The sequence below is a fragment of the Enterococcus mundtii genome (assembly GCF_003957375.1).
GTDB lineage: Bacteria > Bacillota > Bacilli > Lactobacillales > Enterococcaceae > Enterococcus_B > Enterococcus_B spodopteracolus.
Window position 1 is genome coordinate 1,423,286 of the sequence record NZ_CP025473.1, and the last position, 21,688, is coordinate 1,444,973.

A 21,688-nucleotide genomic window follows, 5' to 3' on the forward strand; every position below is an offset into this window, starting at 1 on the left:
GATTTTTGATTTTTCCAGTGAATTTATTGTTTCTATATATTCATTGGAATTGATTGCTTCAAATGTATTCTCTTATTAGTCCGTGGGTATGTTCATAATCTACCATATACCCAATACTCAATTTTTTTGCTTTTACCAGCCATACTCATAATAAAACAATTGCAGCACAAGCAAATGAATATTTTCAAACTCTTCTATTTCGCTTACTATTTTAGTAGCTTTTTCCTAGACAGAAATACTTTCACAGCCAGTACAGCTCTTTTATATAAATAATGAAGAGGTTAATTCTGTTCTCGCCGTTTATTCGGTTTCAGGTGATATGAGAGGGCTAATATTCCTCTCTCCAAAGACTTTAATAGACAATTGGCTAACCGGTTATTTTGATAGCATTTTTTTAATAGACGAGAGGAAACAACGATTGCTTCAAAAATAATTTTAGGCGTTTCTGGAAGTACGGTGATTTCTTCTAGTAACTGGCGGAACTCTTCTTGATGGTGAGAGACTTTCCCTTCTGTTAGACATTGTTGATTATGGTAAAGTACTTTGTAACTTTCACCTTTAGATACGTCAAAAGCAAAAATAAAGGACATGCGACTGCCTCCTTATTATTTGATCGAACATCCTTCACTTATTCATTCCGATTCGACTTTCCTTTACACGGACTAGAAATCCCAACCTACTTAAAACAGATTCTAGAATGGCAGTGAAGTAGCTCATTTTTTTGATTCGGGACTCAAGGTCCATTAGTCTATGTTTAAGCTTCCCTTAACTCTCACTATGTTTGACTAAGAGAAATAGTGGTTATCGCTGTAGTTTCAAAAGCAAATCTTTAGAAAACAAGAAAAAAACGAAAATTTGAAAATAAATTTTCGTTTTTTTCTTTTTTATGCTAGTTTTCGGCTTTTCTCAAAACTGTGCGTAATTATTATATCGATTAGATTTCAATGCCAGTAACCCAGTATGAAGTAACGATTCCATTAGCAGTTGAACCAATAGCCAACCAAGTATAACCTTCACTGATCGACTGTCTTACAAAGGCATGACCGTTCTTCTGTACGAGTATTTTGTCATACTCGAACGTTTCCCCCAGATCCACGCGGCGTAAAATTGGCAGACTAGTTGGATTTGTTACATTGTCAGTTGAAGGACCTCGTAAGTTGATCCCTCCTGAGATAGCGACAGTCACCTCACCTTTTCGTTCAATCCATTCATTGTCAGATGACGCTTCTGCTACTAATGATCCTGAAACCCAGCCGTTACCATCCACTTCATACCAGTGTCTGATACCATTCACTAACTCCCCGTTGATTGTCACTCGTGCAGAATGGAAGACTTGACTTCTAGTTAATTGACGTAAGATTGCTGATCGTGTGTTTGGCTCTTGGCGGACATTTAAAACATCTGCTGCTACAACCATTTCTTTATTCCAATCATGCATGATATAGTCTGGTTCTGGAACGTTTCCATCACCACCACTAAGGATATCTCTGACAGCATCCATATTTGTTCCTGGACAAATATTTGACGCATGTCCACTAAACTCATTATGACCTAAGACGTTTTCAACGGATAAACCAAATCGTTCCATTGCGGCTTTCGCACGCTGATTGAAAGCTTCTTCTTGAGCTTCCGTAAATGAACCATTTCCTACTAAACAGATATGATAGGTTGGTGTATTGTGTCCACCAACACCATTAGTCACATCCTCATCAAAGTAGCACCATTGTACAGTTCCATCACGTAAGATAATCTCATGATAGCCGCCAGTTCCCCAGCCTAGTTCTCCATTCCAATATTGTTGAAAGATAAAAACATCTCCTGTTTCAGTTGCTGAATGGTGACGTGCAATGTTTTTGACCACTGAAACGTCTCGTTTCGCATTTGTCGGCCCTAAAATCCGTGAATCTCCTCGTAAATCCTCAATTTTGATTGTCATAATAATCTTCCTTCCTCTGATTTTATTATTTTACAAAATCATTTTTTCATTAAATTTTGATATTTTATTTATTGTTGTATTGTTTTTGTTTAATTATAATATGAACAATGAAACAAACTTTATTATCGTTTAGGAATGGTCAAAGTATATTCTGGAAAAGTAATATCAACTGTTTGTCCACTGATCATATTTCCATTTGGTTCATTTGTTCGTCTTAACATCGGAAATACCTTTTTTCCTGCATGTTTTTGAATGTCAAGTGTGCCGTCCAAACCAAATCGTAGACCAGTTGGTAAGCCGTAAGCAGCATTCACATCGTCTCGTATAATGCCTGCTGACCGACAACGACCAATTTCTACAGAGGGATTATCGGCATCTATCCAAAAAACATAGCCTAGATCCAAAAAGGCTGCTCCATTTTGGGGTATTAACCATCCTGCTATCCGAAATATACCTAAAGATAGCTCATTAAATATTTCTAATTTTCCTCGATAGTTTCCGACTATCTTGGGTGGACTAGCTAAAATGATTTCATCATGTGTCAAGTCCTCAGCATCACCTAAGCGATCACGAAGCATCCTCATGTTAATACCCGGACAGATAGTCGAAGAGTGTCCAATGAACTCATTGTGCCCCAAAACATCCTTCACTGATAGGTCAAAACGTTGCATCGCCGCTTTTGCTCGCGTGTCAAATGCTTTTTCCTGTTCTTTAGTGAACGAGCCATTTCCAACAAGACAAATATGGTAGGTTGGTGTGTTATGTCCCCCCACACCATTTGTGATATCTTCATCAAAGTAACACCATTGTACCGTGCCATCTCTTAGGATAATCTCATGATAGCCACCAGTTCCCCACCCCAATGTGTTCTTCCAATAGTTTTGAAACGCCCATACATCTCCTGTGGTTGTTGCCGAATGATGACGCGCAATTTTAGTTATTTCTGATGCCTTTCTTTTGGCATTGGTCGGTCCTAAAATACGTCCATCTCCTCGTAGATCCTCCAGTCTTATCTTCCTCACCTCCTTTACTGGTAAAAGAAACTTGGACGATCAATTGCTTTTATTAGACTCCTGTAACTTCATTACATGATCTCCTAAATCAAATAATCCACCTGCGGCCAAACCAGCAATCGCTCCTGCCCATAAATAAAGAATGAGATCCTGTGGAACGAATGAGAAGGAATACAGCCCACTAAGCAAAATTCCAGTAACCACGTTGCTGATAGGCAAAAGTTTACTGCGTCCTATTTGTCCTTTCACCAGTTCTGTCACACCGACGACCAGTGGTGTGATAATACTTGAAATCGTTAAGATTTCGGTCAACCTACTTCACCTCCTTTCCAATTTGTTTGAAAATAGATTTGATTTGTTCTTCAATAATTGAGAGACGATTGCCATACTCGATTTGGCTTTTTTCTACTCGAACAATAGTATTCTCTAATTTCCCCAATGTATGATCGAGCTTTGTAAACATTGCATAGAATTTTGCTACGCCTACAATCAACGTTCCACCAAGTGTTATGACAGCCATCCATTCACCAATTGATACTTCTGTCATTCTCTACCTCCGTTATATTTGATGTTTTTGTTTCTGTGAGAGTATTTGTATCTTTCATCATTTGATTCTTCTTTCGTTTCTTATAGTGACTTAAGTTGATCCTCTATTTTCTATATCCCACTATATGTGCTATGTTCATCTCGAAAATGTAGATACACTTATCCCCGTGTTATTACATAGAAAAACAAATACTCATTATTTTCTGCCATTTCCTAAGCTTACATTCATACTAGCATCAAAGAAGAGATGGGAACCGCCAATCATCTGCCAAAAAAACGCCAAATTATTTATACGCAATCAGTTTTCCAGTCTTATATGCTTCAGCAAATTCAATCAATGCTTCTGCTTTTTTTCTCTGAATCGTTCTTTCGGAATAACCAATTTCAAGACTAATCTTATAATTCGAAAAACTTTCAGGAACAAAATAAGAATAATAAAGGATCATTCGATTCGTTAGACTCAAAACCATCAAAGCATTTAAGATTGCATTCCTTTCTGCTTCAATCGCTATCATTTGCATAGATGCCCTTTCTGAAGATTGATCAGAAAGAGTTGCTTTTAAGCTATTGATTCTATGAGGAGATTGAATGTCGACTGTGACACGTCCTACCATCCGATCAAGTTTACGAAAATTTTTTAAAACTTCTCTCACATTACATCTTGTTTGTTTCATATCTATTCTTTTGGGGTACATCACAAAAAATCACTCCTTTAAAAAATCATCTTTTAGATTTACTGATATAAAGTATTTGGCTTCTACTAGTCAAACCACAAACTAAATTGCACAGAGTTTTCATTTTATTTCTTTTCGTGTGTATTTAGTATGATTGACCTGTTTAATCTGCTTTTTGAGATTACGTAATCCAGACCCCATTTTTACTCCTCTTTTCCAACGTGGTTTTCCCTTCAATTACCTCATTAATGCTTCTATTCCTTCAAAATTTGGTTGGATAAACCGAAGATTTTTATGTCCGAGTTTTTTCTTCTTTTTTTAAGACCGACAGTCCAATGGCATTCTTACTCACTCCTCATTAAAAATTAAATATGTTTGCTTATGTTAGTACCTATTACAAGGACGCTAAAACATTGAAAGACCATCGTTTGGTTTAAATGATTTTATTCGTCACATTAATTAATAGGTCATATGCTGTTCATCAATTTTAAGAAGTTATCTTAATGTTTATCACATGAATCACTAAAGATTATTTTGGTTTGATCCACGTGAAATATAACTTAAAGTTGATTTGTTGCCAAAAAATATATAGTCATCGGAAATACCATAAATTTCCGAAAATTTCTTTGCTAAAGAAATCGGTACATCAGTGGCATCATCCTCGTACTCAGCAAGCTGTTCCTTAGTAAGATTTAGACCATAACTATTTTGCAGAATGTCAACTACTTCAGTCTGATTCAAATCTGAATTTACTCTTGCTGCTTTCAAAGATATTTGCAACATATAAAACACCTCCTATTTGTATATTTTAATATAACTTAAAGTTATAGTAAATAATTTTATATAACTATGTATAACTTAATGTTGATTTAGACCAGTTTCTGGTATATTATTGGAGTAAGAACTCGGAGGATTATTATGGATAAAAATATTATTGGACAGAAGATTAGTGAACTAAGGCATAAACAACAAATGACGCAAGAAGAATTGGCAATAAAAGTCGGAGTTAGCAAGCAAACTATTTCTAATTGGGAAACTGGATTAAAAACACCTCGTATGGGTGCTATTCAAAAAATTGCTGAGTTATTTCATGTGACAAAAGGTTATATTATTGAAGGTGAGGAAGAAAATTCTCGTCGTCTACTCTCTATTTTTGAAAAACTAGATAGCGAAAGACAAAAATCAGTCATCTGTTTTGCAGGAAAAAAATTAGAAGAACAACAGTTAGAAACAAAACTTGATAATGAAGAACTTCTCAAAGAAATTGATGAATTCGTAGAGGAATATGGATTCGAGGCCTTTGAAAATTTACATAAAGTAATTACCAGTAAAAGGCAAAAAGAACAAAATAAAAATATCAGCTAAATCCCTCTCCCCTTTTTAAACGAACGGTTACAATTTTAGAATAATAATAATATAATTGTTATATAACCGTATATATAGGGGGTGTTTTTTTTCTGATTGCCTAAAAAAAATGATTTTTCAAAAGAAATAGTTGATTTTGAAAAAAGACTTCATCATAAAAAGGCAGGAGTAGAAAAAGAAAAAGCTTTGGTTAAAGGGATAATTGGTGGCTATACGCCTAATGAAATAAAAGAAATCCGTGAATTAATGAAAAAACTAAAAAAAGCAGACCATTATTTGTTTTTATGAACTTTGGCATTTTTTCTGGTAAAAGATTTAGAACGAGTGTTTCATTCAAACTAAATGATTAAATTTTAACTGACAGTCCTTCCATTCATTAGTATAAATATTTTTAATTTAATATCTTAATAGTTCGCAAATAGAGTTTGAATGATAAAAATAGAGTTTTATTATGACAGTAGCAATAAAGAATAAGAGATGAGGAGTAACAGGATGAATTTATTAGATCATCTTGGGATTGAAACGTGTATTGTTTCACCTAAAGAAGTCCAATTGACTTTAGCAATTGAAGAAAAGCATCATCAACCTTATGGCTATTTGCATGGAGGAATCAATGCTGTGTTGATTGAAACGGCTTGTAGCATTGGGGCTAACGAATATTTACCAGCCCCCCACTTTGCTGTAGGTATCGATCTGCAAGTCCAACATTTGAATAAAGCCTCTACAGGTAACTTGAGAGTGGTTGCACACCCTGAAAAAGTTGGGAAAAATATTCATTTTTGGCAGGCAACGATTTATTTAGATAATGATTTGAAAATCGCTACAGGGCAATGCACATTGATGGTCAATTAGCTTTTATAAATAGTTTCTATAAATATCGAGTCAGCATGAAGTAAAAAATACACGCTTTGTTCCATTTCATAATTGTTTTTATTGATTGATGTCCACCATTTCGACCATTATATCTTTTAACGATACCTTATAAAATTAGGTTTATCTAACTTTCTTTTTCAACTTTGTTAACTTTTATACAAAATTAATGTATAATGAGAATAGTTGGAAATAAATGTATAGTAGGAAGTGGATAAATGAAATACGGTAGAAATATAATTTGGACATACATTAAGATAGTGTTTGCTTTAACTATTTTAGCTATCAGTATAAATATGTTTTTAGGCCCGCATCACATTGCAGCTGGTGGCGTAAGTGGACTTGGTATTTTACTTGAATCAGCTTTAGGTTTGAACCGAGCAACAGTTATACTGGTTTTGAATGTCATCATGTTGATCTTGGCCTTGATTTTTTTAGGCAAGAAACCTTTCTTCAAAGTATTATTTGGTAGTTTAGTCTTCCCAGCGATCATTGAGATCGTCCCAGAGTATATGGTCACGCCTGATCGTCTCTTATCAGTCATTTTCGGCAGTGCGATCTTTGCTTTGGGTGTAGCTATCTTATACAAAAATAATTCTTCTAGCGGCGGTACCACGATCCCTCCCCTTATCTTCAAAAAATACTTCAATTTAAGTACTTCCATTGGACTTTTGATGACCGATGCTGTCGTTGTTTCCTTAACCTTATTTGTTTTTGGATTTGATGAATTTCTCTATGCGATCCTATCGATCGTAATTACATCCATTGTGATGAATTACATTGAAACAGGAACAAATCGTCAAAAATCGATCATGGTTCTAAGCGAGAATCATCTTTTAGAAATCCATACACGTTTACGTCAGGAGATTGGACGTGGATTCACGATCCTAGAAGCTAGAGGCGGTTATAGTAATCTATCAAAAGAAGTGTTATTGATGGTTGTAACTGACCAAGAATTTTCAAAAGTCAAACCGATAATTGAAGAAATCGATCCGAATGCTTTTGTCATCGTCAATAGTGTAGCAGAAGTCATGGGTAGTGGATTTACGTACCATCCGATCGAATGATGTCACAATTAAAATGAACGGACCTATCCCTATAAAAAAGTCTACTCTTGGTTTTTATTTATAAATCAGGAGTAGACTTTTTCAAAGCAAGTTAGTTGCTCTACCTAATTAAATTGTGTACAATTTAATTGTATCAAATATAAAAAGAGGAGTGATTTTTAATGAAAAAAATGTATTCAACAAAAATGATAAACACTGGCGGACGTTCTGGGGAAGTACACAGTCCAGATCACTCATTCGAGCTTAACATTGCAGCTCCAGGTAAACGTGTAGAAGATGCAACAAATCCGGAACAATTGTTTGCCGCTGGCTTTAGCGCATGTTTCAATAGCGCACTAGACTTGATCAAAACACAAAAAAATATTGACGGTGCATCAACAATCAGCGCTCAAGTGTCTCTATATGCAGAAAGTGAAATGAGTTTTGTGTTAGGCGTTGAGATCGAAGGTTCAGTTGAAGGTTTATCAATCGAAGAAACACAAGAATTACTAGAAGCTGCACATAAAGTTTGTCCTTATTCAAAAGCAACAGCTGGCAATATTGAAGTTACTTTGACAGCCGTAGAGAACTAGATTTTTTTAGAAAAAACAAGTATGCTATAAAGGAACACATTAGGAGGTGGTCTATTTGGAGGAGTTATTACTTAAAAATCAATTATGCTTTCCTTTATATGCCACCTCTAAAGAAATTACTCGCTACTATACGCCCTTGTTGAAGCCACTGGATCTTACTTATACGCAGTATCTTGTATTACTTGTTTTATGGGAGAGAAAACAAATCACCATGAAGGAATTAGGAAAGATCTTGTGTTTGGATTCAGGCACTTTGACTCCTGTAATAAAGAAATTAACTAATAAGCAGTATATCACTCGTAAAAGAGATGATTCGGATGAACGAGTATCTATCCTATCTCTAACTGAACAAGGACATTTGTTGGAAGAACAAGCAAAAGACATTCCAGAAAAGATCCTTGATTTTTTACCTTTAGATGAAGAAGAATTATCTATGCTACTTTATTTGACTAAAAAAATGCTTAAAAATTTTAATAAAGAACAACACGCTCGGTAATCACATTACCGAGTTTTTTTTCTTAATTTTACAATTTATAAAAAACGAAAATCATTTTATTAGTATTTTTTTATCGTCTGTCTTTCTATAGAATGAAACAAAGGAGGTTATTATAATGTGTACATCTATTACTTACACACCAAACGATCATTATTTTGGACGGAATTTGGATTTAGAGATTTCTTATAATGAACAGGTGACGAGCACTCCAAGAAATTTCCCTTTTGTTTATCGGAAAGCCCCAAAACAAAAGTCTCACGATGCGATCATCGATATAGCAGCAGTTGTAGACAATCCCCCCTCTATTATGATGCAACAAATGAAAAAGGTTTGAGTATGGCTGGTCTGAATTTCCCTGCAAATGCCCATTTGTTTGACGAAGATGCCGAAAAGACCAATATCAAACCATTTGAATTTATTCCTTGGATATTGAGTCAATGTAAAAACGTGGAAGAAGCTCGTACGTTATTAACAGATATCAATTTAGTCAATATCAATTTCAGTGAAGAACTACCGTTATCTCCTCTTCATTGGTTATTAGCAGATCAAGAAACATCGGTTGTTATTGATCAGTTGCCGAAGGTTTAAAAATTTATGATAATCCAATCAGTGTACTAATAATTAATTCAACCTTTGACTATCAATTATTTAATTTGAATAACTATCGGTCAGTCTCATCGACTACCCTTAAAAACTATTTCTCCGATGAACTTGATTTATCGGTCTATTCTCGCGGTATGGGCGGATTAGGTTTACCTAGAGAGTTATCATCTGCTTCTCGTTTTATCAAAGTTGCATTTACAAAATTAAATTCTGTCAAAGCAACAACTGAACAGGAAAGTGTTAGTCAATTCTTCCATATCCTAAAATCGGTCGAACAACAAAAAGCTTATGTGATGTTGGGAATGGTAAATTTGAGTATACGATCTATTCTTCTTGTTGCAATGTGGATAAAGGAATCTATTACTACACGACTTACACAAATAGCCAAATTAATGCAGTAGAAATGACGAAAGAAGATTTGGATAGTACAAAATGACTCACCTAGCCATTGATTGAAGAAGAACAAATCCACTATGTTAACTGATTATTAATCATTTTCTACGCAAAAATGCCTTGAAACGGAATGTTTCAAGGCATTTTTTTACCTATTAGAATCATTAGTTGATTTTCCTAAAAGTAACGATGCTCATTCCTGAGATCAACAGACCAAATACCCATGGAAAGAAGCGATTATGCTCTCCTGTTTTAGGGAATTGCTTCATTGCTTCCTCTGTTGATGTTGCAGAATTTTTATCATTAGCTACTTGATTTGAAGAGTGAGCTATTTTTGTCATTGGTAGAATTTCTTTCTCACTTTCAAACGATTTTTTATTTACTAGTCCATCTGTCGTACCAATAGATAGACTTGATTGTCTTCGAATTTGAGACAATGGTTTTACTTGCTCAGGTATTGGGAGCGTTGGATTGTTGCCTTCAGGATGGATTTGTGGTTTGATCACTTCTTCACCACCATGTCCATCTTCCCCGTTATCTCCTTCATAGTTTCCATTGTTCCCCTCTGGTTTATCCGGTTTTGCATCTGGATTCTCATCTGGATTATCCGGTGTCACATCTGGGTTCTCGTCTGGATTATCCGGTGTCACATCTGGGTTCTCGTCTGGATTATCCGGTGTCACATCTGGGTTCTCATCCGGATTATCCGGTGTCACATCTGGGTTCTCGTCTGGATTATCCGGTGTCACATCGGGATTTTCATCCGGATTATCCGGTGTCACATCGGGATTTTCATCCGGATTATCCGGTGTCACATCTGGGTTCTCATCCGGATTATCCGGTGTCACATCTGGGTTCTCATCCGGATTATCCGGTGTCACATCTGGGTTCTCATCCGGATTATCCGGTGTCACATCTGGGTTCTCATCCGGATTATCCGGTGTCACATCTGGGTTCTCATCCGGATTATCCGGTGTCACATCTGGGTTCTCATCCGGATTATCCGGTGTCTCGTCTGGATTTTCATCCGGATTATCCGGTGTCACATCTGGGTTCTCGTCTGGATTATCCGGTGTCACATCTGGGTTCTCATTTGGATTATCCGGTGTCACATCGGGATTTCCATCTGGATTATCCGGTGTCACATCGGGATTTCCATCTGGATTATCCGGTTTAGGATCTGGATCAGTCACGCCCCCTGTTCCTCCAGTTGTTTGTTCAACTGTTTGACGTTGACTATATGGTGTCAAATGATGTCTATCCTCAGGTTGACCATCTGCTACTTTTACGGTAAACAAAGCAGGTCTATTGATTGGTTGTGTTAATGTAATATTAAACGTGAAAGTTGCTAGTTTGTTGTTGAATACCAGTGAAGCTGGATCGTGTTCGATCTTCAAAGCTGGATCAACGTTTTCAAATCGGACAACAGACTGTAAAATTGGTTGGATATCCCCTGAATAAGTCACCAGTGCTTTCACCGTGATTGTCTCTCCTAGTTTAAGTCTTATGATACCAGAGTTTTCTAAAGCATGTTCTTCTAAAAATTTGATTTGATTCACATTTGCCCAGACGGAATGAGAAGCTAGTTGAGCGACATCATTGCTAGGTTGTTCATCTGTCTGTGCAGCTTCCACTGGTAAAGAAACACTACTCAGTAGTACTGAAGCAAAGAGAAGACTTAAATATTTCATGAGAATTCCTCCTATTTAATATCATTATCATGTTAAACATAAGATAATATAGATTGATACGGAAGATTTACTGTTTTTTTGTTGAAAACAAAGAAATTTTCAATAAAATTTTCAATTGGAGGAATTTCAATGCAAACACAAGAAGCAATAAAAAAGTTTTTATTAAAGAAGAAAAATGTAACAAAGCTTGAGATTTTCCTTTTTTTAGCGGAGCATCAGTTCTTTATTACTACTCACTACCTAGCAGATTATTTTAAAATGTCTGATTCAAATTTTCTTTTATACCTCCATGAAATCGAACAGGATTTTCATTCTTTAAGCTTAAATAGTGTTGAAGTAGTGAAAAACAAGAAATTTATCAAAATTTCTTTGAATGATGATGATCTTGCGACGTGCTATTACGAATTATTTGGTAAATATTGTTTTGAATCAACTAATTTTCAAATCATCGCTGCTTTACTTCGACAAAAAGTCAACTCAATGGTCACGATCAGCCAAATGACAAATTACAGCCCTTCCTATCTCTATTCTAAAATGAAAGCAATCAACCAATTTTTAGCTTTATATGGAATCTCCTTCAAGTTTTCAAGTAAAGGGAAAAAAATAATCACTGGTAGTGAAGTTCAAATCCAATATTGTTTTCTAGATGTTTATTGGACGATTTTTGCTAATACGTCCCTTCCCTATCACAAGGAAGAGCCAAAAAAAATCGATTACACTCTTCATGTCTTCTTCAAGAAAGAGTTATTGGATGGGATGAATGGTGGCGTCTTGGATAAGTTGTATCTTCTTTTAAAACTTTGCCAGGATAATTTTCCCATGACTTCTTTAGAAAATGTTCAAAAAGAATTAAGTCAGTTTAAGTATATTGATCTTCTAATTGAACCTGATGTGGATATTTTAAATCCTGATTTACCGATTTGTCGGGAACAACGAATCCTACTCAATTTATTAGCACGCCTAACGATTTCTCAATTGGATAGTGAAGAACAAAGTTTGACGCACTATCAAAGACTGTTAGCGATCGATTTTCCTTATTTGATTTATTCCAAGAACTTAGTCGAAACATTCAGTCAGCATTTCGCTTTAGAGCTACCTGAAAAACAAAAAAAGTTATATGCACTGTCCTTTACGATCAATAAACTTCACAATACCTTTTTGGATAGCGAACAGCCGAATACACCTTTACCAACTTTTTTGCTTTATAAGGATCAGAAAAACTATGAACACTTAAGAAACGTGGTCGCTGAATTTTATGAGAACTTCCGGCAAGAAAATTGGCATTACTTACCAGATTTTCTAGAAAAAGAAAATATTTCATGGGTAGTCGAAGAATTACTACATTTCTACGACCGATTCAAAAAGCAACCGCCGATCATTATCGGTGTGAATCATACGAAAGACTTTTATATCAGCAAAGATTTAATTGTTAAAATTGAACAAATCTTTTCAAAAGAAGCGATCGTCATCCAACGTTACTATATGGAGCGTTGCGATATCGTCATTAGTGATTGTCCACTAAACCAGCTACCCGAGAGTATCAAAAAGATTTATTTGTTAAACGGCATCGTTCGTCCAGATGATTGGAAAAAGATGATTGCTCAGTTAGCTACCTATATTTTTGAGATCAAACAAGAACGTGACTACGCTGATTTTGATTGATCATCATAGATACAATTTACTCAGTATCCTGTAACGTCCTTACTATCTATCCCCTGTTTCCTGAACTTTCATGAGACTTGACACTATAGCTATTCTTTTCGAACAGTTCATTATATAATAATGGAAAAAGGAGCTTCTTTATGACTGAACATCGAATTTTTACTATGCCCTTTTCTTCTGTCTATCTTCTTTATCTAAAAAAAGCAGAACGAAAAAATCGTACAAAAGAGGAAGTTGACCAAATCATTTATTGGATGACCGGCTATGAACAAGCTGAATTAGAGGAACAGATCAAACTGGAAAAGGACTTCAAAACTTTCTTTGCTGAGGCACCGAGATTAAATCCTGATCGTAAATTGATCACTGGAGTCATCTGTGGGGTTAGAGTAGAAAATATTGAAGAGTCATTGATGCAAGAAATTCGTTATTTGGATAAGTTGATCGATGAGTTAGCTAAAGGAAAGAATATAGAAAAAATTCTAAGAAAATAATGGAATCACTAGTTATTAGTTGGTTTAAGCATCAATAACCGTTAAAATAAAAAAAAGGAGGTTATAATAATGTATGAACTTATTCGAAGTAATTTTCAAAGACATGCTATTTTACGAGCAGCGATTTATATCATTGCTGGTATCGCCATAGTCATCAACCCAACTGCCGTGTTTAATTTTGTCGGCTATCTGATCACTGCTTATTTTGTTTTATTAGGTCTGATCAATTTATTTGAAGCCTATAAAAACAAGCAAAAAACGGGTGTTTGGGGATTTGGACTTTTCAGTGCAATTGCTTTTCTGGTTTTCGGACTGATCGTGTTCTTATTTGCATCAGCAATCGTTTCGATCTTGCCAATTCTTTTAGGCTTGATGATTTTAGCAAATGGCGCATTTCAATTGTTCATCAGTTTGAATACAAAATCAAAAGGATGGTCATTATACAGCGTGATTTTACTGATTGGCGGATTGATTTTACTATTTAATCCATTCCAAAGCTTGATGGTACTTTTCCAAATCTTTGGCGGTATCTTGATCTTTATGGGGATTTCTGAAATCATCAACTACTTTAAAGTAAGAAATATGTATGTCAATTGATTAGTTATTTAAATTCGAGGTTGGGCTTAATTGCCTAGCCTTTTTTGTCCTGCGCTTTCATATATCCATACAATGGACGACACTATATAAATAACGTTATTTATGTTATCCTGTGTAGGAGGTCATTTGACACGAATAAAATAAATTCTTTTTTGAGAAAGGAAGGATGAAAAGAATGGAATTTATAGGTATTCTCTGTTTGATCTTGTTAGCGACAACCATTGGCTCTCACCTTTCACGGAGGTTTGGTGTACCTGCGGTGATTGGTCAACTACTCGTTGGCGTCTTGCTTGGTGGTGCTGGTCTGGGATGGGTGCATCCAAATATTCTCGTCCACGATTTTTCAGAAATAGGTGTCATTTTATTGATGTTTTTAGCTGGACTGGAAAGCGATCTTTCTCTTTTGAAAAAATACTTTCGACCAGGAATGTTCGTTGCTTTATTAGGGATCATACTCCCCGTATTATTTGGTTGGTTGACGGGTGAAATTTTCCAAGTCACAAGGAATGAAGCTATTTTCTTTGGAATCATCCTCGCAGCAACTTCTGTTAGTATCTCTGTTGAGGTATTGAAAGAACTTCATGTAGTCAACACAAAAGAAGGTTCGACTATCTTAGGTGCTTCAGTAGTTGATGACATTCTTGTCGTGTTGGTGTTAAGTTTCAGCTTATCATTTTTGACAGGAGAATCTGGTAGCAGCCTCCCTTTACCGCTTCTTTTATTGGAGCAAGTGATCTACTTTATTTTTATATTTTTATTAGTCAAATGGATTGCCCCATTTTTGATGTCACTAGCTGGAAAAATCTATGCCAACTCTGCGATTATCATTGTTTCCTTGGTTTTATGTCTAGGTATGTCCTACATCGCTGATTTGATCGGACTAAGTTCAGTTATTGGTGCATTTTTTGCAGGAATCGCGGTGAGTCAAACATCGGTCAAAGAAGAAGTGTATCATAATGTCGAGGCATTAGGTTATGCCGTATTTATTCCAGTCTTTTTTGTCAGTGTTGGACTAGAAGTCGATTTCTCTAACTTTGGAGAACAATTGATTTTTATCTTGATCCTAACGACTGTTGCAGTCATGACTAAACTTGGTGGTGGTTACCTAGGTGCGAAAGTAGCCGGCTTTTCAACGAATAGTGCCTTTATGGTAGGAGCTGGTATGATCTCACGTGGTGAAATGGCGCTGATCATCTTGCAAATTGGACAACAAAGCCAATTAATCGAAGCAAAATATTATTCCCCACTTGTGATCGTAATCTTATTAAGTACCTTGATCTCTCCATTGATTCTTAAATACTTTACTAGAAAAGTGTATCATGGGTGATTCGTTCTCAGATAAATAGAGCCTTTCTATTAGATTTCTCGAATCTAATAGAAGAGCTCTATTTTTGATCCAATCATATGCTCTTTGCTATCGTTCCATAACTCTTCTGGTGAGTAATAATCATTTTCATTCAGAACAAGGGTGCCATCTGGTTGAATTTCAATGGTCGATCCTACCCAGGTTGTTTGTGAAGCCAATAAACTATTCTTTCTCTTGCCATTTTTCATCGAAAAAGCTTCTGCATGTTCTTTTGCTAAATGTGATTTTAAATATCTTGTTTCCCCATTATCAAATTGGATCTTCAATATGCTTGCTGCCATCTCCGCTTTTACTGCTCTTGGGACATCAGTCATCTTATCTCCTCCTAATGTTATTTACACTCGTTTCTATAGACTAGTGTATCACTAGAAAGTAAAATAACCGATGGTTTTGTATCCGATTTTACACTCTGTGTTTATTGGTAAGTTTGATTCAAATACTGCAATAAAGCAGGCGCTCGATTAGTAGCAGAATCGCCTTCTTCTCTGTTTTCTAACATGCTGATCACCAAGTAGCCATTTGTTTCAGGATTTATCGCATAAAGGAAACTGTTTTCTTGTCCTTTTTCATCCTGCTTTTCTTTGATTTCAGCTGTTCCTGTTTTCGCGGCAAGCGGAATTCCTAGAGTAGCTAAAGAATGTGCAGTTCCGTTAGGATCTTGCACAACATCGACTAAATCTGGCAAAATCGTTTGGACACTTGATTCACTGATCACATTTTTCTTATTTTTAGTTTCCTGATCCATGACTAATCGTGGATAAACTAAACTGCCATTATTTGCAAAAACACTATACATCGCAGCTTGTTGGATTGGATTGATCAACAATTGTCCTTGTCCATAGCCTGTATCTGCCAACAAAATCTCCGAATTGAATGAGTCTTCATTTGAGATCTGCGCAGGATTCATTGGGATCGGTAAATCAAGATCTTCACCAAAAATAAATTGATTAAGTCCGTTTCTAAAGGCTTCTTCCCCCATTTTCAATGTTTCTTGTGCCATATAGATATTATCAGAATAAACTAAAGCATTTTTCAAGTTGACTTGTGGTACGTCACTGACACGTGTCACTTGGTAAGAACCCCAAGAGCTATCTTTTTGCCACTTCAATCCATTGATCGTTAAGACTTCATCTGGATTCAATGTCCCATTATCTAAGCCGATGGCTGCGGTGATCATCTTGAATGTTGAGCCTGGCGCATAACCTGTGGCAAAACGACTGATAAATGGACGATTTGGGTCTTCTTCATATGCTCTGTAATCATCTTGGGAAATACCGTTCGTCATTTTATTTGGGTCATAACTAGGTGAACTGACAAGGGCCAACAAATCTCCAGTTTTAGGAGCTGTCGCCACAGTAGAACCTGGTTTCCCATTTAAGCTGTCGAATGCCGTTTTTTGCGCATTGGCGTCGATTGTCAACTGGATATCCTGTCCATTTTTTACTTCATGTTGGAGTAATACAGCTTTTTCATTTCCTTCTTCATCTGTGACACTTAATTTCCCACCGTTCGTGCCTCTTAATTCTTTGTCGTAAGCCATTTCTAAACCTGAACGCCCGATTTTTCCTGTACTACTCAACTCAGGATTTTTCTCAATGTCTTCTGCGGTGATATCTCCTACGTAGCCAATCAATTGGGCAGCGGCTTCCCCTAACGGATAATAACGACCGTCAACTTCTTGGATCGTTGCTCCATTGGGAAGTTCTGGTGTTTCCCCATCAATGATTTTTAAAGGAACAAAGTAATCCGGTTGGACCCAACCTTGAGAAATCGCCTGTTCTATACTGGCTTCCGTCAAATCGAATGCTTCAGCGATTGCTTTGATATTCGCTGATTTTTCCTCACCCTCACCTAATTTCGCAGGTACGACGCCTAATTGTTTTAATTTCCCAGTTGTCGCTAACGGCTGTTTATTACGGTCCAAGATTTCGCCACGCGACGCTACATCTGTGCTCAAGCTAACTTTATCTTGCCCTTCCATTTGCGGAAAAATCAAATTAGGCTGCCAATTGATTTTGGTTTGGTCCCCCTCTTTGGACAGAGTTCCTTCATATGCTAAATCTTTCAATTCACCTAACGTCGTATTCATTTTAGCTTTATACGTAAACTCATACGTATCATTCTCTTTTTTTGTCACGGATAAGTCTGAGAGTTTGATCCCTCTGATCTCTGCTGCACCATAAATATTTTGATATTTTTCTAAAATATCTTGTTCAGTAAGATCACTACCCTTCTCTACTTGAAGTGATTTTACTGCTTCTTCATAATTTTCCTGATTCAGGGAGTCAATAAATCCTTCAATCGTTTGTTCTCCAGCTTTTACTGCTTGTTGTTCCTGAACGTGTTGATAATAAAAGAAGCCACCACCAGCTGCCGCAAGTAAGAAGACGATTCCCGCTCCGATATAGATGCCGGTCGATTTTTTCTTTTGTCTGCCACTCCTCTTCATGTTTTGAATACCTCTCTTTATTAAAAATACGAATCAAAGATATTTTAACACATAGAAGAGGAAATAGAACAGCAGCCCAAATGATTCTTAACCAGTACTGTTCTTATATTAACTTTTTTTAATCAAAATAAACCAGTTCGTTTTAGGAACTGGTTTATCAATATGGTTATTTATCCAAAAAATCGTGTATCGCTTGCTGATTTTTAGTCAAGTCGATTTCCAAGACACTACCAGCTGGTGTATTATCATTGAAGTCCCAACTTTTATCAACGGGCACGGACAATGTATTGATTTTCTTCTCGTCATCTAGGAAATCTAACCCACAATCTAACAGGACACTTTCCGGTAGATTGGTTTGGATACTGCCTAAAAGTTTGCCGATCGCCTTGGGTAATTTGATGATCGATGTGACATCTTTCAATTGACTGGCCACCGCCTCAACGACTTGTTGTTGTCTACGGATCCGTCCAAAATCACCTTCTTCGTCTTCACGAAAACGAGCATATTGCAACAAGGTATTTCCGTCCATTGCTTGCTTTCCTTTTTTGATAGCTACCCCATCTAAATCCAAATCTTTTTCTGCATCGATCGTTACGCCATCTGGAAACAATTCATCGATACAATCAATAAAATCTTGAAAAGTAATACTTGCATAGTAAGGGGTCTCTAATTTGAAATTATCTTGTAAGGTTTGGTTTAATAAGTCGATACCTCCATATGAATAGGCGGCATTGATCTTATTCATTCCATAACCAGGAATAGAGACGTAAGAATCTCTCATGATAGAAATCAATTTGGCTTGTTTGGTCTTTTGATCATATTGGGCGACCATCAAAGAATCCGAACGACCATTTTCTTCTTTTGATCGTGCATCAGAACCAATCAATGCTACATTGATGATCGATGGGACATCTTGTGCATTGACTTTCTCAACTGTTGCAGATTGTTTCACTGAGGAGAACCCTTGGATAAATTCAAAAGAAAAAAAGCCAATGACCATTGCAAGTACTAACAAGATACTTAATATGATTTTCTGAAATGGTTTCATTCAGTTGCCTCTTCCTTTCAAACTCTTCTACTTGAAACGAGGACCTTTGTCTATTATGATGAATCAAGTAAAGAGTTTATTCTCTTACATGTCTTTGGGTCGATTGAGCTGCAACTCGTCGACCTTTTTTGTTTGTCTCTCTGTTTTATTTCGTTCGGTATTCTTTGGAGTGAGACGAATACCTTTATTGATAAAATCAAATAGCTTGTTCCAGCGCATCCCCTTTCTTGTCCAGACACAAGTTAGGCAAAGCGAGCAAAAAAGGAAAAGAAAGCATAAGAAAAGGTCAGAAACCTTTTCGAACAAGATTTCTGACCTAGCATCATCTCATCGTCCGAGTTTTAGCACTATACAACGTAAAGAACGTATTCTTAGCTATTGGAAAAAGCCTTAATCCGACAATTCCTGTTTGACCCATTGGCGTCTTTCGACGTTTCTGGGCAATAGCCTATGTTTGTATAGGAGCCTCACCTAACAAGGTTAGTACTTATTTGATTTTCACAAAATTTATCATATTCCTCTTCCCATTGATAATCAATAAAAAAAAGATTAAAATAACTAAATTAAACTTTATTTAATAAATGTAGAGCTAACGTTTGATTCTTAAATCATTTTTACACTAGAAAAAACTGCGTTATCAGCCGGATATTTATTCCGGACGTAACAAGCGAATGATCTCACCTAATTTACCGTAGTCGTTTCCTGCTAAGCGGCTGATTGGTTGTAACTGTTTCGGATCGATATAGCCTGTTTGTTCATCATAAACAGCTTCACTTATTTGATAAGTAGAAATTTGCAGTAAAAATAAATCAGCGGTTGTTTCTTGGCCTTTTTTGATCGGCACATGTTGGTATAGTGTCGTTTCAAAGGCAATACTTGCTTCATTGATCCTTGGGACGCTGATCGTATCGGATTCGGAAGTAGTGAAAGAGGTCAACGACAATTCACTTTCTTCGTTTGGTAAGCTAGCAGCTGTCTGATTCGCATCTACAAGTATTCTTTCGTCTAGAACATGGAGCACGGCCTCTTTTGTATCGATAAGATGTTTAGCTGTATCTTTCCACTCTCCATTTTTTCTTTGGATAGCTAAAGAAAGTATCGGCGGATTGGAACTGACGATATTGAAGTAACTAAATGGTGCTACATTGGTCACTCCTTTTGAAGATCTTGTCGCAACCACTGCCACCGGGCGAGGGATAACTGAACCAATCAATAGTTTATAATTTTCTCTTTCTGTTAACTCTGAAGGTACTCGTTTGAACATTTGCTTTCCTACTTTCTGGTTGAATGATCATTCCTGATGATAGTCATGGTATCGGACAACCTGAAGCATTGTCAACTAAACATTCTTACGATTATTTTTCTTCATACAAAAACACGCAGTTCAGTCAAATGCACGGAGTGTGAATTTGATTATTTCAAGCGGAATAATGTTGGTGCTTGGTCAGGTGCCCAAGCAACATCACCAAAGTTGAAATGTGGAACAATAGTGATGTAGACTCTTCCATTGTGTCTTACTTCTTCATTCATAGAATAACGTTCTGGTGAAGCCATTGAACCTACTCTCCATTCACGGATTCCTTTGATTGTTTCACCTTGTTTCGTTGTCACTGATAAAGTGTTACTTGCATCTGAAACTTCGTCTGTTGTACTGATTGCACGTACCACGTATGAGTAGGTTGTGCCAGAAGCCAAGTTTTCATCTGTGTAGCTAGTAGATGGCGTTGAAGCCACTAACTGACCATTACGATAGATATCATATTGTTTGATACCTTGTGTATGGGTTGAAGCTCCCCACATCAATGACACGCTTGAAGTCGTTTCACCCATTGAATGTAAGTTTTTAGGAGCAGTTGGTTTTTCTTCAGCAGTTGTCGCTCTAGTTGTTACTGAACTTGCTGTTTTGTCAGATGTCAATCCAGTTTGACTAACTGCTTCGATCGCATAGTTGTAGGTTGTTTCTTCATTTAGTCCTGCGTCTTTAAATTCCGGATCATTTGTATTGCCAACTAATTCACCGTCACAGTAAACGTTGTATGATACAGTATTGGCTTGACCATTCCATGCTAATTCTACAGAAGAAGCAGTCACGTTTTCAGCACGTATATTTTGAGGGGCTTGAGGTTTCACAGGAATAGCTGAATCACTTTTTACATCAACATCAATCACGTTGTAGAATGCATTAGCTGTATCCGCTACATCCCAAACAGCTAAAATCACATGGTAACCTAAACGATCACTTGGTACGTTGATCGCGTGTGGTGTCGTTGTTGCTAGTGTTACATTATGGTTGATCGTACCGCTCAATTCAAAATCAGAACGTTCTAATTTATCGTTTGGATTCCAATCTGCTTTTGTCATGTAATAATGCCATTTTGTTGTTGAATGTCCAACAGTATAGCGCCATGTAAAAAAGTTTGCTCCTTGATCGATTATTTTGTCCAAAGTGGTGAAGTTTGTTAATCAAGATTGAAATCACCAAGTGAACCACCTGCTGATGCAATTTGTCCATCGGCTGGTCCAGCTTGTGGGTATCCTTTTAATTCTTCTAAAGATTAAGGTTCGTTGATAACCGCCCCATATTTTTGGAAAGCAGCAGTCTAGTTTGTGTCTCTGTCTAAATGTCCTTGGTTCCCACGACTGATAGGAGACTGTACCTATCCATGTGCAGATGGTTCATTCCCACCAATTGCTAAACTCGCTCCAAATAAAATACTTGAGCCTAATTTATTATTTGTAAAAAAATCTAACTATAATAGCAATTAACTCCTTACGCTTTTGCTAGTGTAAGTTCATTCATTTGCGCTATCGTTTGCTTCATCATATGATGATACAAAGGGGGAGTATTT

At 36.5% G+C, this 21,688-nt stretch carries 22 protein-coding genes, 2 pseudogenes and 1 riboswitch; of the genes and pseudogenes, 11 read left to right on the plus strand and 13 right to left on the minus strand.

All coding sequences use genetic code 11. The features are described from left to right. Positions 1-281 precede the first annotated feature (281 nt). The 7 genes from CYK55_RS07040 to CYK55_RS07070 form a co-directional block, all read right to left on the minus strand. Positions 282-590: a hypothetical protein gene (locus CYK55_RS07040; RefSeq protein ID WP_126134102.1), complete on the minus strand. Its 309-nt coding sequence runs from the start codon at positions 588-590 to the stop codon at positions 282-284. A 344-nt stretch (positions 591-934) separates the two neighbouring features. After that, on the minus strand, positions 935-1,936 hold the full coding sequence (locus tag CYK55_RS07045) for an N-acetylmuramoyl-L-alanine amidase (protein ID WP_126134103.1): 1,002 nt from the start codon (positions 1,934-1,936) through the stop codon (positions 935-937). A gap of 122 nt (positions 1,937-2,058) precedes the next feature. Beyond that, positions 2,059-2,958, minus strand: coding sequence for a peptidoglycan recognition protein family protein (locus tag CYK55_RS07050; protein WP_241234754.1), 900 nt, complete (start codon positions 2,956-2,958; stop codon positions 2,059-2,061). A gap of 30 nt (positions 2,959-2,988) precedes the next feature. Then, a complete protein-coding gene (locus CYK55_RS07055; RefSeq protein WP_010735413.1) occupies positions 2,989-3,261 on the minus strand; it encodes a holin in 273 nt (90 codons plus the stop codon). A 1-nt stretch (position 3,262) separates the two neighbouring features. Continuing rightward, positions 3,263-3,496 carry a hypothetical protein gene (locus CYK55_RS07060; RefSeq protein ID WP_023519700.1) on the minus strand — a complete coding sequence of 78 codons (234 nt, stop codon included), beginning with the start codon at positions 3,494-3,496 and terminating at the stop codon, positions 3,263-3,265. 283 nt (positions 3,497-3,779) lie between these two features. Continuing rightward, positions 3,780-4,193, minus strand: a complete 414-nt coding sequence (locus tag CYK55_RS07065) for an ArpU family phage packaging/lysis transcriptional regulator (protein ID WP_126134104.1) — start codon at positions 4,191-4,193, stop codon at positions 3,780-3,782. 498 nt (positions 4,194-4,691) lie between these two features. Then, positions 4,692-4,952, minus strand: coding sequence for a helix-turn-helix domain-containing protein (locus CYK55_RS07070; protein ID WP_034688688.1), 261 nt, complete (start codon positions 4,950-4,952; stop codon positions 4,692-4,694). A gap of 135 nt (positions 4,953-5,087) precedes the next feature. Between CYK55_RS07070 and CYK55_RS07075 the strand changes: the two genes are divergently transcribed. The 7 genes and pseudogenes from CYK55_RS07075 (at position 5,088) to bsh (ending at position 9,578) form a co-directional block, all read left to right on the plus strand. Next, the gene (locus tag CYK55_RS07075) at positions 5,088-5,534 is read left to right on the plus strand and encodes a helix-turn-helix domain-containing protein (protein ID WP_051536183.1); all 447 of its coding nucleotides are present in this window, start codon (positions 5,088-5,090) and stop codon (positions 5,532-5,534) included. 96 nt (positions 5,535-5,630) lie between these two features. Continuing rightward, entirely contained in the window at positions 5,631-5,822 is a 192-nt protein-coding gene (locus CYK55_RS07080) for a hypothetical protein (RefSeq protein WP_034688689.1), read from the plus strand. 204 nt (positions 5,823-6,026) lie between these two features. Further along, on the plus strand, positions 6,027-6,386 hold the full coding sequence (locus CYK55_RS07085) for a PaaI family thioesterase (protein WP_034688691.1): 360 nt from the start codon (positions 6,027-6,029) through the stop codon (positions 6,384-6,386). A gap of 236 nt (positions 6,387-6,622) precedes the next feature. Next, complete coding sequence (locus CYK55_RS07090) at positions 6,623-7,471, plus strand: YitT family protein (RefSeq protein ID WP_034688693.1); 849 nt, start codon at positions 6,623-6,625, stop codon at positions 7,469-7,471. 161 nt (positions 7,472-7,632) lie between these two features. Further along, a complete protein-coding gene (locus CYK55_RS07095; RefSeq protein ID WP_010735406.1) occupies positions 7,633-8,043 on the plus strand; it encodes an organic hydroperoxide resistance protein in 411 nt (136 codons plus the stop codon). Between the two features lie 55 nt (positions 8,044-8,098). Then, positions 8,099-8,539, plus strand: a complete 441-nt coding sequence (locus CYK55_RS07100; protein ID WP_034688695.1) for a MarR family winged helix-turn-helix transcriptional regulator — start codon at positions 8,099-8,101, stop codon at positions 8,537-8,539. Positions 8,540-8,654: 115 nt separating this feature from the next. Continuing rightward, positions 8,655-9,578, plus strand: a pseudogene (gene bsh / locus CYK55_RS07105) (choloylglycine hydrolase). 121 nt (positions 9,579-9,699) lie between these two features. Here the strand turns inward: bsh and CYK55_RS13950 are convergent. Continuing rightward, entirely contained in the window at positions 9,700-11,226 is a 1,527-nt protein-coding gene (locus CYK55_RS13950) for a hypothetical protein (protein ID WP_164546240.1), read from the minus strand. Between the two features lie 129 nt (positions 11,227-11,355). Here CYK55_RS13950 and CYK55_RS07115 point away from each other — a divergent pair, with 129 nt between their 5' ends. From CYK55_RS07115 to CYK55_RS07130, 4 genes are all read left to right on the plus strand, one after another. Beyond that, a complete protein-coding gene (locus CYK55_RS07115) occupies positions 11,356-12,888 on the plus strand; it encodes a helix-turn-helix domain-containing protein (RefSeq protein ID WP_034688697.1) in 1,533 nt (510 codons plus the stop codon). 140 nt (positions 12,889-13,028) lie between these two features. Beyond that, positions 13,029-13,379: a DUF2200 domain-containing protein gene (locus tag CYK55_RS07120; protein WP_034688699.1), complete on the plus strand. Its 351-nt coding sequence runs from the start codon at positions 13,029-13,031 to the stop codon at positions 13,377-13,379. A gap of 69 nt (positions 13,380-13,448) precedes the next feature. Beyond that, positions 13,449-13,976 (plus strand): DUF308 domain-containing protein, encoded by a 528-nt coding sequence (locus CYK55_RS07125; RefSeq protein WP_034688701.1) that lies wholly within the window; start codon positions 13,449-13,451, stop codon positions 13,974-13,976. 175 nt (positions 13,977-14,151) lie between these two features. Next, a complete protein-coding gene (locus tag CYK55_RS07130) occupies positions 14,152-15,303 on the plus strand; it encodes a cation:proton antiporter (RefSeq protein ID WP_034688702.1) in 1,152 nt (383 codons plus the stop codon). 44 nt (positions 15,304-15,347) lie between these two features. Here the strand turns inward: CYK55_RS07130 and CYK55_RS07135 are convergent, their stop codons facing one another. The 5 genes and pseudogenes from CYK55_RS07135 to CYK55_RS07155 all read right to left on the minus strand — a co-directional run bounded on the left by CYK55_RS07135 (position 15,348) and on the right by CYK55_RS07155 (position 21,484). Continuing rightward, positions 15,348-15,656: a hypothetical protein gene (locus tag CYK55_RS07135; protein ID WP_126134105.1), complete on the minus strand. Its 309-nt coding sequence runs from the start codon at positions 15,654-15,656 to the stop codon at positions 15,348-15,350. Positions 15,657-15,757: 101 nt separating this feature from the next. Then, on the minus strand, positions 15,758-17,791 hold the full coding sequence (locus tag CYK55_RS07140; RefSeq protein WP_126134106.1) for a penicillin-binding transpeptidase domain-containing protein: 2,034 nt from the start codon (positions 17,789-17,791) through the stop codon (positions 15,758-15,760). A gap of 166 nt (positions 17,792-17,957) precedes the next feature. Next, the gene (locus tag CYK55_RS07145) at positions 17,958-18,839 is read right to left on the minus strand and encodes an LCP family protein (protein WP_126134107.1); all 882 of its coding nucleotides are present in this window, start codon (positions 18,837-18,839) and stop codon (positions 17,958-17,960) included. 319 nt (positions 18,840-19,158) lie between these two features. Then, positions 19,159-19,325: riboswitch (M-box (ykoK) riboswitch) on the minus strand. 163 nt (positions 19,326-19,488) lie between these two features. After that, positions 19,489-20,103: a flavin reductase family protein gene (locus tag CYK55_RS07150; protein ID WP_034688706.1), complete on the minus strand. Its 615-nt coding sequence runs from the start codon at positions 20,101-20,103 to the stop codon at positions 19,489-19,491. Positions 20,104-20,252: 149 nt separating this feature from the next. Then, positions 20,253-21,484: pseudogene (locus CYK55_RS07155) on the minus strand (lytic polysaccharide monooxygenase). Positions 21,485-21,688 lie beyond the last annotated feature (204 nt).